The organism is Lysobacter sp. 22409 (assembly GCF_052045105.1).
Taxonomy (GTDB): Bacteria; Pseudomonadota; Gammaproteobacteria; order Xanthomonadales; family Xanthomonadaceae; genus Lysobacter; species Lysobacter antibioticus_B.
The window spans coordinates 58,246-71,839 of sequence record NZ_JBQEOE010000021.1 but is presented as its reverse complement, the minus strand read 5'-3'; the positions used below and the strand labels follow the sequence as shown (position 1 = coordinate 71,839).

The following is a 13,594-nucleotide window of genomic DNA, read 5'->3' as shown; positions in this document are numbered from 1 at the left end:
GACGAAGGCCCATCGCACAGCCTTCGCGGCCGTTCGGCCCCTCCGAACAGGCCGAGAGCCGCAAGCGAACGAGCGCCGTCCGGCCGACGACTGTGCCGTTATCCGCATCCGGAGCGCGTAAGCGATGCAAGCCGCGTCGGCGCGCGGGTCCGACCATGGCCCGGGTCCTGTCCGGAGGCGCCATGCCCGTCGTCGAATTCGTCAGCCGCTCGCCCTCGCCGCTTGAGGCACTGTCGTGAATCGCCCGAGCCTCGAGGTCGCCCTGCTCTGGTCGGCCCTGGCCTTGTTGGCGCTGGCCTATGCCTGGCGCTGGTACGCGCTGGAGCGCGCCCGTCGCCAACGGGATCGCGATGCGGACGCGGGTGTGTCGCCGTGGCCCCGTCCAGGCGATGGGCTGACCGGCTTCGTCGCGAATTTCTTCGACACCCTCGGCATCGGTTCTTTCGCCACCACCACCGCGATCTTCAAGTTGCGTGGCCGGGTCGCCGACGATCGCATTCCAGGCACCTTGAACGTCGGCCACGCGCTGCCGACCATCGCCCAGGCCCTGATCTTCATCGCCGTGGTCAGCGTCGACTTCGTCACTCTGGCCGGGATGATCGCCGCCGCGGTCGCCGGCGCCTGGGCCGGCGTGCGGGTGGTGGCGCGGCTGCCGAAACGCGCGATCCAGATCGGCATGGGCATCGCGTTGTTGGTCTCGGCGCTGTTGTTCCTTGCCACCAACCTGCAATGGCTGCCGGGCGGCGGCGACGCCTTGGGCCTGCACGGCGCGACGCTCGCCTTCGCCATTGCCGCCAGCTTCGTGCTCGGCGCATTGATGATGCTCGGCATCGGGCTGTACGCACCGTGCCTGATCCTGGTCAGCCTGCTCGGCATGAACCCGCTCGCGGCGTTCCCGATCATGATGGGCGCCTGCGCGTTCCTGATGCCGGTCGGCGGCGCTGCCTTCGTACGCAGCGGCCGCTACGACCTGCGCGCGGCCTTCGGTCTGACTTTAGGCGGCATTCCCGGGGTCTTGATCGCGGCCTTCCTAGTCAAGTCGCTGCCGTTGGAATGGCTGCGTTGGCTGGTGCTGGCGGTGACGCTGTACGCCGCTGTGCAGATGCTGCTGTCGGCGCGGCGTGCGCGAGCGGAGGCATCGGGTTCGCTGAAAGCCGACCGTGCCTGAGCGGCGGAGGCCTCATTCCGCCAATAGCGCCACCACTCGCGCTTCAACTCGGATACGAACCCATCGCGCAAGACCTGCATGCAAGCACTTCAGTTAGCCGGCGAGATCTCGTGACGCCAGCCCGGCGACCCGGCACGGGCCGGGTCGCGCAGGCCGCGCCGGCGGCTAGGGAACGTTGCACTGGAAGACAAAAGTGACTTGGTTGCTGCCGGGCGCCGCGGACAAGGTGCCGAGCGTCACCCCAGCCGACAGCATGCCGAAGGTCAACGGCCCTGCCGGGCACGCGCCCGGTGGTCCGCTGCAAGTGACTGCATTACCGGCCGGACAAACGATACCCGGCCCCGCCGCGTCGCTGACGAGTGCTCCCACCACCGGATCCGGGCCTACGTTGGTTACGACCACGGTATAGGTCGTCGGCGCTCCTCGCGTCACCGTATCGCCGATCTGGTCGACATCGCCGTTCACGCCTGGCGTATTGGTCTTGGTGATCCGCAGGTCCGCTTGCCGGCGGGTATTGGTGATGGTGCAGACGATCGCGGTGTCGTTGTCGCCGACGGTCAGCGTGTTGCCCGACAAGCCACTGGTGCCGGTGCAGGCCCAGGCGCTCGGGTTGTACAGGCCGACGTTGCCGGCACCCAGTATCTCGGACAAGGTGAATACAGTGCCGGTATCGACCACGACCGCCGTACCAGTGTCGGTCTCGTTCGCGCTGTTGGCGACCGACGTCAGCGTCGGGTTCACGATGCCGCCGGTGGCGCTGAGGCTGGCACTGTCGTTGACGACCGCGCCGACCCAAGTCTTGGCCAGCGCCACCGACGCGGTCTTGCGCACGTTGGTGAAGCTGCAGGTGAAATCGGTGCCGGCCACCACGTCGGCGGAGGGAATGGTGAAGGTGGTGCCGCTCAAGCTGCCGACGTTGGCGATGCCGTTGCTGCAGGTCGCGCTGGCGAGCTGATAGATCGCCGGCAACGCGTTCTCCTGGATCGTGATCGCCGTGGCCGGCGCGACGATGCCGAACGGTTGGATGCCCGCGGCAGCATTGCCGTCGACTTGCGCCGTGCCCGATGCCGGCGTGCTCACCGTCGCGGCGGTCAGCGCGGTATTGGTCAGGGCGAAACCGAATGTCGCTGCCGCGGCCGGGCTGGTGGTCTTGCTCAGGGTCAGGCAACCCGGGTCCACCACCGCCGTCGCGGTGTTGTTGGCGGTGCCGCCTGGCGCGGGCGTGACGAACAAGGCCTGCGCGCTGGTGGCTTCCTGGATCGGCGCGACCACCGCGACCGTGCTGGTGTTGGTGGTCGCCGCGCACTGCGCCGGGTCGAGCATGCCGGTGATCGTGTAGGTCAAAGTGCCGCCCGCGGCCGCATTACCGGCCGGCAAGGTCGCGGTCGCCGCGATAGCGCCGGTGCCGCTGGCGGCCGGACACACCGGCGTGGGCGTGCCGCTGGCAGCGCAGGTCCACGAGAACGCGGTGAAACCGGCCGGCAACGCATCGGCAATCGACACCTGCGCGTCGTGCGCAGCGAGATCGCTGCCCGTGCCCACGGTCGGACGCGCGGTGTTGTTCTGGTAGGTCACGGTGAACACCGTGCTGCCGCCGGCTGCGGGGCTGGCGTTGCCGACGGTCTTGGTGGTGCGCGTGTCGACGTCGTTGTCGAGGATGGTATAGGTCGAGGTCTGCACGAACGGCGGGCCGCAGGTGGACGTGCTGGCGATGGTGTAGACCGCGGGATTCGGCTGCACACTCATCGTGATGAGTTCGTTGTTCTCGACGACGGTGTCGTTGACGATGACGATGCCGGTCGGGAACTGGCTGCCGACGTTGCCGTCGTAGTTGCCGGCCGGGATCGTCATGGTGAAGGTGTTGGTGCCCGACGGCGTGGTGTAGTCGCTGCCGAGCGTCGCGGTGCTGGCTGCCGTGACTTGGATGATCACGTTCACCGGCGCGGCGATGGTACCGGACACCGCAACGACCGGGCCGCTGCCGGTGGTGACGGATTCCGATCCCGAGTTGGTCGCGGTTTTGAACTCCAGGTACGGGGTCAGGAAGATCTGGATCTCATCGAGCAGATTGCCGACGCTGTTGTTGCCGGTGGAGGTGCTGATGGCTTCGAAGCCGAAATCGTGGATCGCGGACGTACCGGTCCAGGTGAAGGTGCCGGTGTAGTCGGCCCAGGTATTGGTCGTCGTCGGCGCAGCGCAGCTTGCGGTGCCGATCAGCCCGCCGCCGCAGGCCTGCACGGTGCCGGCACCGGTGGTGTTGGTCGCGAAGCGGCCGATCTGGTTGACCGTCGAATCGATGTTGAACGCCATCACGTCGAGGCCGGTGCCGCCAGGGTCTCTGGCCCGGTGGCTCAACTGCCACCGCACCTGCTCTCCGGTAACCAGGCACACGCGCTGAAACAGGCGTGAGGCCGTTTGCGCATTGAGCTCGGCGAGGTTACTGCCGGCGCGCGACGGCACCCCGAGGAAGCCGTTGCTCCACAGTTCGATCAGCGGGCCGGTCTCGCCGCTCGGAGGGCTGGTGCAGCCGCCCCCGCCGGTACCGACCGGATGGGTGGTCGTCCAGCCGGTCACCCGCGAATCGATGGTCTGGGTGGAGCAGCCCGCGGGCACCAGGATGGGCTCTTCGAAGCCGAGATTGATGAAGCTGCGCTGGATCTGCGCAGTCGCCGGAAACGCCAACAGCGGCAGCAATGCCAAGGCCACTGGACAGGCAAACAGGCGCCGGCCGCGCGTATTGGCGGACAGGCATCGACGACGATGGTTGAACAAACGGCACCCCCTCGTTGCACAGGCCAATCAGTGAGTCAGCGTCGAGCAACAACCGTGCAGCTCGATACGTGCGCTTCAGGACAGCGCTGCCACGGAGCCCCCAGGGGCGCAGCGACTCTCGATTGGTGACTTGCCCAGGCGTCCCGGTCACGGGCATTTCTGTGACTTATATCCCAGTTTTGCACCCCTCTCAATCACGAAGTGCCTTTCTTTAGTCGATTTACTTCATTCGGTGTGCTTTTTGCGCAAAGACACACGGAGTAAACGACCGGTCATCGCGGATGGACGGTCGTCCTTGCCTTGCTCCCGTCCGCCTCCCCGGTTTCGATCGAAGCCCGTCGCCGGCCCGAACGCCCGTGGAGGCCTGGCATATCGGCCCGAAATCACCGGCGACCCCATCTGTGTATCGATACCTGCTTCGACCGACGGTGCCACACCTGCCAGCTGAAGCCTGCACCGCCTGTCGGCGCCCGCTCCCCCGTCGACGCCAGCCGAGTCCTAGCGTTCCTGCGGGTCGGCCCACGGCGCCTTCTCGAACTTGCGCACCAGGTAATCGATCAGCACCTGCACGCGGGCCGGGCGGATGCGGCCCGGCGGCGTGACCACGTGCAGGGCGATCGGCGGCGGCGCCCATTCCGGCATCACCACTTCGAGCTTGCCGTTGCGCAGTTCGCGCCAGACCAGGAACTCGGGTTGCAGCGCCAGACCCTGCCCGGCGAGCAAGGCCGGATTCAAGGCTTCGGCATTGTTGACCCGCAACGGCGTGGCCACGCTGATCGAGAAATCGCCGTGACGCTTGTGGCTGAAACGCCAGGCGTTGCCGAAACGCGAATAGGTGTAGAACAGCGCGTCGTGATCGGCCAGTTGCCGCGGATGCTTCGGCCGTCCGCGTCGTTCCAGATAGGCCGGCGACCCTACCAACAGGATGCGCACGCCGCACAAACGCCGCGCCAGCAGGCTCGAATCGGCCAGGGTCGAAATCCGCAGGGCCAGGTCGTAGCCGCCGCCGATGAGGTCGGTGACGCCGTCGTCGAACACGATCTCCAGGGCGATATCGGGATAGCGCGCCATGAACTCGGGCAGCAGCGGCGACAGGTGAGCGATGCCGAACGACATCGGCGCGGCGATGCGCACCTGCCCGCGCGGGCTCGCGGCCTGGGCGGTGATCTCGGCCTCGACCGCTTCGCCCTCGGCGAGGATGCGGCTGGCGCGTTCGAGCGCGCCGCGGCCGCTCTCGGTCAGCGACATCTTGCGCGAGGTGCGATGGAACAACACCGTCTTCAACCGGGTCTCCAGGCGGGTGATCGCCTTGGACACGGTCGCCTGCGACAGGCCGAACTCGGCGGCCGTACGTGCGAACGAGCCGGTTTCGGCGACCTTGGCGAAGATCGCCCAGGCTTCCAGGTCGGGCAGTTTCTGCATGGCGGGCGTCCATATCAATTTTGGAAAGAATGCCTTTCCATTGGTTCCATTCTAAACCTGATCGCATCGGCCTATCGTTCTCCTCAAGCCACACGGCACTCATCCACGAGGACACGGACATGATCGAACTTCGCCCCTACGACAGCCTCGGCGGCGCCGACCACGGCTGGCTCGACGCCAAGCATCACTTCTCGTTCTCCGGCTACCGCGACCCCGAGCGCATGGGCTGGGGCGCGCTGCGGGTCTGGAACGACGACACCATCCAGGCCAACACCGGCTTCCCGCCGCATTCGCACGCCGACATGGAGATCATCACCTACGTCCGCGACGGTGCGATCACCCACCAGGACAATCTCGGCAACCGCGGCCGCACCGAAGCCGGCGACGTCCAGGTGATGAGCGCCGGCACCGGCATCCAGCACGCCGAATACAACCTCGAATCCGACACCACCCGCATCTTCCAGATCTGGATCATTCCCGATCAGCGCGGCGGCGCGCCGACCTGGGGCAGCAAGCCTTTCCCCAAGGGCGACCGCGCCGGCCACTTCGTCACCCTGGCCAGCGGCATCGAAGGCGACGAAGACACCTTGCCGATCCGCGCCGATGCGCGCGTGCTCGGCCTGACCCTCGCCGCAGGCGAATCGGCCGAATACGTCTTCGCCGACGACCGCTACGGTTATCTGGTGCCGGCCAAGGGCAGCGTCGAGGTCAACGGCGTGCGTTTGCAGGCTCGCGACGGCGCGGCGATCCGCAACGAGGGCGCGATCCGCGTCGTCGCCATCGACGATGCCGAGTTGGTCCTTGTCGACACCGCGCCCTGATCTCGGCTTTCGCAGTTGACGCTACGCGTTCAAAACGACTCCCTGCGACACCGGTCAACGCCGGTGTCGCCCGCATCGACCACACTCCCTTCTTCCCCACCGCACAGGAGCGACACCATGGGCACTTTCACCACCAAAGACGGCGTGCAGATCTATTACAAGGACTGGGGCCCGCGCGACGGCGAGCCGGTGGTCTTCAGTCACGGCTGGCCGCTCAGCGCCGACAGTTGGGAAGCGCAGATGCTGTTCCTGGCCGAGCACGGCTACCGCACCATCGCCCACGACCGCCGCGGCCACGGCCGCTCCAGCCAGCCCTGGGACGGCAACGACATGGACCACTACGCCGACGACCTGGCGCAATTGCTCGAGCATCTCGACCTCCAGGGCGCGACGCTGTTCGGCTTTTCCACCGGCGGCGGCGAAGTCGCGCGCTACATCGGCCGCCACGGCACCAAGCGGGTCAAGAAGGCCGGTTTGATCTCGGCGGTGCCGCCGCTGATGCTCAAGACCGACGCCAACCCCGGCGGCCTGCCGAAGGACGTGTTCGACGGCCTGCGCGCCGGCTCCATCGCCGACCGCTCGCAGTTGTACCAGGACCTCGCCGGCGGCCCGTTCTTCGGCTTCAATCGTCCCGGCGCGAAGAAGTCGCAGGGCATGATCGATTCGTTCTGGGTCCAGGGCATGCAGGGCGGCCACAAGAACACCTTCGACAGCATCAAGGCGTTCTCGGAAACCGACTTCACTGAAGACCTGAAGAAGTTCGACGTGCCCACCCTGATCCTGCACGGCGACGACGACCAGGTCGTGCCGATCGACGCGGCGGCGCGCGCCTCGGCCAAGCTGGTCAAGAACAGCAAGCTGGTGGTCTATCCCGGCGCTCCGCACGGATTGACCGACACCCACAAGGAAAAACTCAACCAGGACCTGCTGGACTTCCTCAAGTCCTGATCGTCCGCACCGGGTTCGGGTGCGGCACTGGCCACTCGATAAAAGAGGGCCTGGTCTCAACGAATCGGCCCNCGGGCCGATTCGGTCCTTCGAGCATTGAAGCGGGCACTTACACCGACGCGCGGCCGATGCCATTGGCATCGATATAGGCAAGGCAGTTGGCTTGCCACATGCCTACCGATATCGTCTGCACGTCCTGCGCTGCCGCCATCGATGCGACGCCATCGCCGTAGCTGCCCATGGCTGCGATGAGTGTCTGCAACTCCGAACTCGTCGTCGCCCCTCTCTCCGGCGGACCAGCCGAAGGCACCGCAGCACCGGACGGCGCAACGCCGGCGGAGCGATACTCGGATAGGTCCGAGCGCGGCGGTACGCCCTGCAGCAAGATCGACGCTGGGCTCTCGGCCGACATCCAGGCATCGGTCGGCAGCGGCGGTTGATCGGGCAACATGGCCGAGACCGCTTGCACATTCCAGACTGTGCCGTCGGCGAAGCGGATTTCCTCGACCCGCCCGTCCCAGTTCGAACTTGAGGGATCCTCGGCGAAGTATCCGACGATCTGCAGGACATCGTTCGTACCGGAAATGGCGATGTGCAGGTCGTTGAAAGAGCGCTGCAGACTCACATCGCCGGTCTCGATATCCGCGCCCAACTGGATGACATCGACGTCCTGCGAGCCGTTCTCCTGCGGTTCGGCCGTCTGCGGCAGTTCGATAACCCCTTCCGGAGTCGGGCCGGACGATCGGCCGAGTTCGTAGATCACGTCGCTTCCGCTCCCGCGACCGAAGCGGTAGATATCCCCGCCGGTACCGCCCGACAGCACATCGTTGCCGGCTTGCCCGTCCAGCACATCATTGCCACCGGCGCCCGACAGTTCGTCGTCGCCCTCGCCGCCCAGCAACAGATCGTCGCCCTCCGTACCCGACACGATCCGCGGCGCGCCAGGTACCAGGGCGACCACTTGCTCGGCACTAAGCGAACTGCCGTCGGCGAACTCGAAACGATCCACTTCGAAACCGGTGGCGACCGACCCGGCAAAGAAGTTGAAGACCTGCGCGATACGGTTGCCCTGGGTATCGGTGACGACCAGATGTTTGCCGTTGGCCGAAAACGCGATGTCCTCGCGCTGCCAGTCCGGCCCGAACTTGATCGTATCGGTTTCCGTCAGGTCGTCGTTGCGGGCGTCGAAAATCGTCCGCTCCGAAGCCAGGCCATTGACCAGGTAGACATCGTCGCCCGCCCCGCCGTTGAGTACGTCATCGCCGCCGCCTGCGCCGATGCGGTCGGCGCCGTCTCCGCCGAGTATCGCTTCGGCGCCGGCGGTTCCGTTCAAGACATCGTTGCCGAGGAAGCCGATGTGGCGGGTACGGCTGCCGATGAGGTTTTGGCTCAGGTAGTCGTCGTCCTGCCCGAACAGCAGGGCCTCGTCGATCGTCCACGACGAGCCGTCGGCCAATTCGACGCGATAATTTCCGCCCCGCTCGAAGCGGATCGAATCGCTGCTGCCGGCAACGTGCAAGGTGCTCTGCCGGCCTATCTGCCCGCCCTCGCCGTCGCCTTCGCCGGGCTGCACCACCAGATACAGGCTGCCTGGATCGGTGAGGTGAGCGAAGCGCAGCGTCGATGTCGTGAAACTGTTGCCGGTGGCAAAAAGATCGTTGCCGAACTGAGCATCGAACTTGTAGACAGCGTTGCTCTGGTGCAGCACGTCGTCACCGCCTCCGCCTTCGACCAGGCTGCCGCCGGTGATGGTGTCGTTGCCGTCGCCGCCGATGGCGATATCGCCGGTTCCCGCCTGGAGCGTGTCGTCTCCCGCTCCCCCATCCAGGGTCGCGCCGGAACCGTCGCCCCCCAGATTGTCGTCGCCATTGCCGCCGAACAACTGGTCCGCGCTGCTGCCGAACAGGGTGTCGTTGCCGTCGCCGCCGTAGAGCCGGTCGATCCCGTCCGTGTCAGCGGCGGAATACAGTACGTCGTCGCCAGCCCCGCCATGCAATTCGTCGGAGCCGCTCTGGCCGTCGAGCAAGTCGTTGCCGACGCCGCCGTGGATGACGTCATCGCCGCTGCCGCCAGCGATGCGGTCGTTGCCGGCGCCTCCGTCGAGGACTTCTGAGTCGTTGCCGCCGATCCTGTACACATTGACCGGGACTTCATATTCGCTGCCATCGGAGAACAGGATCTGACGGATGCTGAAGTTCGAGTTGTAGTAATCGTGCAGGGTCAGGGAGTCGTCGGCTCCAATATTCAGGACCAGGTCGTCGCCGACGCGCACGGCACTGACATCCGCTCTGGCGATGCCGGCCCCGAAGCGGACACTGTCCAACTGCTCGTAGTCTTCGGCGGCGCTGCTCCAGATATGGTCGCGCCCGAAGCCCTGTTCGAATACGTAGGTATCGGCACCGGCCGATCCCATCAGACTGTCGTTTCCGCGTCCGCCGTCGAGCCAGTCGTCGCCGCCATCGCCCTGCAGAGCATCGTTGCCGATGCCGCCTTGCAAACGGTCATGTCCCCTGCCGCCGCTAAGGCCGTCATCGCCTTCACCACCGTCGAGTTGGTCGTTGCCATCGCCGCCTTCGAGCCAATCGTTGCCGCTGCCCCCCAATAGACGATCAACGCCGTAATCGCCGATCAGGTGATCGTTGCCTTCTTCCCCAAGCAGGGTGTCGTCGCCGCCGCCGCCGTCGATCGTGTCGTTGCCAGATCCGCCCAGAATGACGTCGTTCCCGGGTTTGAACCAATTGCCACCGAACCGCCAGTAGTCGCCATCGCCGTTCAAGATGTCGTCGCCGGCATAGCCATAAAGAATGTCGTCGCCGGCGCCACCGTAGATCTGGTCCCGGCCGTCGCTGCCGCCGATCAGATCGTTGTTTTCCGTGCCCAGCACATCCGTGCCGGTCGTCGGGACGCTTTCGGGCACAGACACATGCTCCTGGATGTCCGCCGCATTCCACAGGGACCCATCGGAGAAGCGGAACTGGTGCCGTTCCGGCGCGGCGTAGTAGCCGCGCAACGTGACGCGGTCGCTGCTGCCGGAAACGGAAACCACCAGATCGTCGCCGACCCGCAGCAGCCTCAAGCCTTCCTTGGCAATGCCGTCGCCGAACTGCAGGATATCGACGACGCCGATTTCCGCACCAACGACGATTTCGTCGTCGCCGAACCCGACCTCGAAGCGGTAGACGTCGGCACCGAGTCCGCCATCCAGCTTGTCGTTGCCCGCATCGCCTCGCAACGAGTCGTTGCCATCGCCGCCCAGCAACGAATCGTCGCCTGCGCCGCCCAACAACGCGTCGTTGCCGCCGTCGCCGCGAACGTAATCGTTCCCGCCGCCGGCCCAGACCGAATCGTCGCCGCTACCCCCATTGATACGATCGTTGCCGCTGAAGGCGCCGGCATCGTCGTCGCCGTACAGGATGTCGTTGCCGGATCCGCCGAACAGCAAGTCGTCGCCGCCGAAACCGTAGATCACATCGGCGCCGTCGCCGCCGTCCAGGGTGTCGCGGCCGTGATGTTCCGGCGCTACCGAGAGGCCGTCTCCGTCGAGGTAGTCGTTGCCCGCGCCACCGGCGAGCGTGTCGTCGCCCTCGCCGCCCCAGGCCTGGTCGTCGTCGTCTCCGCCGTCGAGCCTGTCGTTGCCGCCGTTGCCGTACAGCATGTCCTTGCCGGCACCGCCGATGACGGTGTCGTTTCCGTGCGCCGACAGCTCGACGTCTGCCACATTGGCGTCGCCCATCAGGACGTCGTCGCCGAGGCCGCCTTCGACGACGTCGTTGCCGCCCTGACCGAAAGCGATATCGTTGCCGGCACCGCCGCGAAGCAGGTCGTTGCCATGATAGGCCGTGCCGAGCGAAGCGTCGTCGCCGATCAGGGTATCCGCACCGTCGCCGCCATCGATGATGTCGTGCCCGCCCATGCCCCACAACTGGTCGTTTCCGACGCCGCCGTCCAAGGCATCGTTGCCGTGCAAGCCACCTGCCGTGACGGCATCGTCGCCTACGACGATGTCGTCGCCATCGCCGCCACGCACCGTGTCATGGCCGGCATTGCCCTCGATCCGGTCGTTGCCGCGGCCGCCGTCGATCAGATCGTCTCCGGCTACGCCCGGGTTGCGCGCATCCGATTCCGGTTCGCTGCCGATGCGGTCGCCGCGAATGACGTCGTCGTCGTCGCCGCCGTCGATCACGTCGTCGCCGCCCTGGCCATAGATCACGTCCGCGCCGGTGCCGCCCATGATCACGTCGTTGCCGGAAATATTGGCGTCGGTCGAAGCGGCCCAGGTGCTGCCGTCCAGTGCGGTGGCCGTGCCGAGCAGCACGTCGCCGAAGATGACGTCGTCGCCGGTACCGCCCTGGATGAAGTCGTCATCCTCGGCACCGATCAACAAATCGTTGCCGCTGCCGCCGTCGATGGTGTCGTCGCCCTCGCCCGAACGGACCACGTCTGAGCCGGCGCCGGCGTCGATGACATCGTCGCCGCTCTGGTTACCCGCGTTCGGGTCGAGATGGACGAACGGGCTCGTGGGTTCCCGACCGGGGTCGGCATTGACTTCATCGGCGGTCATGCCGCCTTTTTGGGCGTACATGTCGAGTCGGCGCAGGTAATCGCGCGCATCGACCGCCGCGGAATCGCTGGGACCGAAAAAGTACCAGCCATTGCCTGCCGCCAATTCGCTGCCGGGCCTGGTGGTGTCGACCCAGGCCCAGGGATGCGTCACGTTGGCCGGATCCGACCATTGCTGCCAGTACATCACGGTGGAACCGTCGAAGATGAAGTCGTTGCCGTCGCCGCCGCTCAAGGTGTCGCGGCCGGGCCCGCCCATCAGGAAATCTTCGCCGTCGCCACCCTCCAGACGATCGTCGCCGTAGCCGCCATCCAGGCCGTCGTTGCCGGCCATGCCATAGATACTGTCGCTACTGCTGTGGTCGAGCAAGGGATTGCCGTCGCGGCCGAAGAGGTCGTGGAAACCGGTGAGCGATTGTCCGGTCGGCAAGCTGATGCCGCCCGGATCGGGCAGATCGATACCGAGATCGCCATTGCTCCAGTTCTGCACCACAATGCGCGCATTGGTCTCGCGATGGACCAGGATCAGGTTCTGCGAGGCCCCCTCACCGACCAGCAGCAAACGGAACAGTTTATCGGTGGTCAGCCAACTGAAACCGTCCTGGGTGACTGAGGCGAACGGCGAATCGGCGCCGACGGCAAGGCCCTCGTAGCGGATACGGCCATTGCCATCGGCGTCGACGATAATGTCCTGGGTGCGTCCATCGAAGAAATCTTCGCGGGAGAAATCGTAGTAATCGTGTCCCGCCCCGCCCTTGAGCGTGTCGTTGCCGACCCCGCCGATCAAGGTGTCGGAACCGGAGCCGCCGAGCAACATGTCTGCGCCGTTCTGGCCGCGCAAGATGTCGTCGCCTTCGTCGCCGGCCAAGTAGTCACCGAGTGCGCCACCTTCGATCGTGTCGTTGCCGGTGCTGCCGACGATGGAGTCGCGCAGGTTCGAACCTAGAAGAACATCGTCGCCTTCGGTGCCTACCCGCACCTTGTAGTTCATGTTCGGGAACGTGACTCCGCCATTGTCGAACTCGGCGAAGACGCGCGATATCAATGCGCCGATATCCTGATCTTCCTTTTCGCCGAATAGCCCGGCGAAGAATTGTTCGGCCTCGTCCTGGACGCTCGCGCCGACGACCGTCGCCGTGGCTACCACGATGACCGAAGCGGCCAATGCGACGGGCGCGCTGATCACGCCTGCGGCAGTCGCACCGCCGATGACGAAGCTCCCCAGCGTCGATACCGCCTCGCCCGCGACGAAACCGGTGACGATACCGGCCAGTTTCGCGCCGTCATGATTTGCGACCGCCGCGATCATGTCGGTGACGGTCAATAGGTTGCTCGTCCACCCCAGTACCTTTCCGAACTTCGCGCCCTCGGCGAAGCGTCCGAGGCTGAAATTGAGGTTGACATTGAAATGATCGACGAATCGTTGCAGGCGTTGGATCGGAAGAAGGCTTTCGTCCTCCAACAACCCGACCAAGCGGATGTAGTTGAAACTTTGCTGCGCCGCCATGCGTTTACGCAGGGAATCCGCCCGAAGTTCGGGGCTGTTGGCCACTTCCATCGCCCGCTCTGCGGACAATTGTGCGCTCAGGATCAGGGCACGCACCATGGCGGCCTCTTTGTCCACGTCGTAGATGTCGCCGTTCTGCAGTTTTTCGGAAACGTCGGCGAGCCCCGCCAGAAACGAAATCATCGCCTCGCGCGTGTCCTGGGCGATGTTCGCCAAGTCTTCCCGCGTTGCGGAATCAATACCTTCGATGCCTTCCATGCCCCATCCTTGTTCGTTCGTTTGACCCCGACTCCGGGGAATTCGCCAGTAACCGCCCCTGCCCCACGCGGATCGCCAGGCATTTCAGCTAATGCTGCCCCATGCCTGTATCCGCAGATGAGATGTTACCGATGGAGG

6 protein-coding genes are annotated in these 13,594 nt (G+C 65.6%); 3 read left to right on the top strand and 3 right to left on the bottom strand.

What is annotated here, in order from left to right:
- Window positions 1-235 precede the first annotated feature (235 nt).
- Window positions 236-1,168 carry a sulfite exporter TauE/SafE family protein gene (locus ACTJJK_RS12555; RefSeq protein WP_031370143.1) on the top strand — a complete coding sequence of 311 codons (933 nt, stop codon included), beginning with the start codon at window positions 236-238 and terminating at the stop codon, window positions 1,166-1,168.
- Between the two features lie 165 nt (window positions 1,169-1,333).
- Here ACTJJK_RS12555 and ACTJJK_RS12550 read toward each other — a convergent pair whose 3' ends face one another.
- Together ACTJJK_RS12550 and ACTJJK_RS12545 are read right to left on the bottom strand one after the other, a co-directional pair.
- Window positions 1,334-3,868, bottom strand: a complete 2,535-nt coding sequence (locus tag ACTJJK_RS12550; protein ID WP_440730364.1) for a prealbumin-like fold domain-containing protein — start codon at window positions 3,866-3,868, stop codon at window positions 1,334-1,336.
- 570 nt (window positions 3,869-4,438) lie between these two features.
- The gene (locus tag ACTJJK_RS12545) at window positions 4,439-5,362 is read right to left on the bottom strand and encodes a LysR family transcriptional regulator (RefSeq protein ID WP_031370145.1); all 924 of its coding nucleotides are present in this window, start codon (window positions 5,360-5,362) and stop codon (window positions 4,439-4,441) included.
- A gap of 119 nt (window positions 5,363-5,481) precedes the next feature.
- On the opposite strand from ACTJJK_RS12545, the gene ACTJJK_RS12540 reads away from it, so the two are divergent.
- Together ACTJJK_RS12540 and ACTJJK_RS12535 are read left to right on the top strand one after the other, a co-directional pair.
- Window positions 5,482-6,183 (top strand): pirin family protein, encoded by a 702-nt coding sequence (locus ACTJJK_RS12540; RefSeq protein WP_440730363.1) that lies wholly within the window; start codon window positions 5,482-5,484, stop codon window positions 6,181-6,183.
- Between the two features lie 117 nt (window positions 6,184-6,300).
- Window positions 6,301-7,131 carry an alpha/beta fold hydrolase gene (locus tag ACTJJK_RS12535; protein ID WP_031370147.1) on the top strand — a complete coding sequence of 277 codons (831 nt, stop codon included), beginning with the start codon at window positions 6,301-6,303 and terminating at the stop codon, window positions 7,129-7,131.
- 109 nt (window positions 7,132-7,240) lie between these two features.
- Here ACTJJK_RS12535 and ACTJJK_RS12530 read toward each other — a convergent pair whose 3' ends face one another.
- Window positions 7,241-13,456: a calcium-binding protein gene (locus tag ACTJJK_RS12530; RefSeq protein ID WP_440730362.1), complete on the bottom strand. Its 6,216-nt coding sequence runs from the start codon at window positions 13,454-13,456 to the stop codon at window positions 7,241-7,243.
- Between the last annotated feature and the right edge of the window lie 138 nt (window positions 13,457-13,594).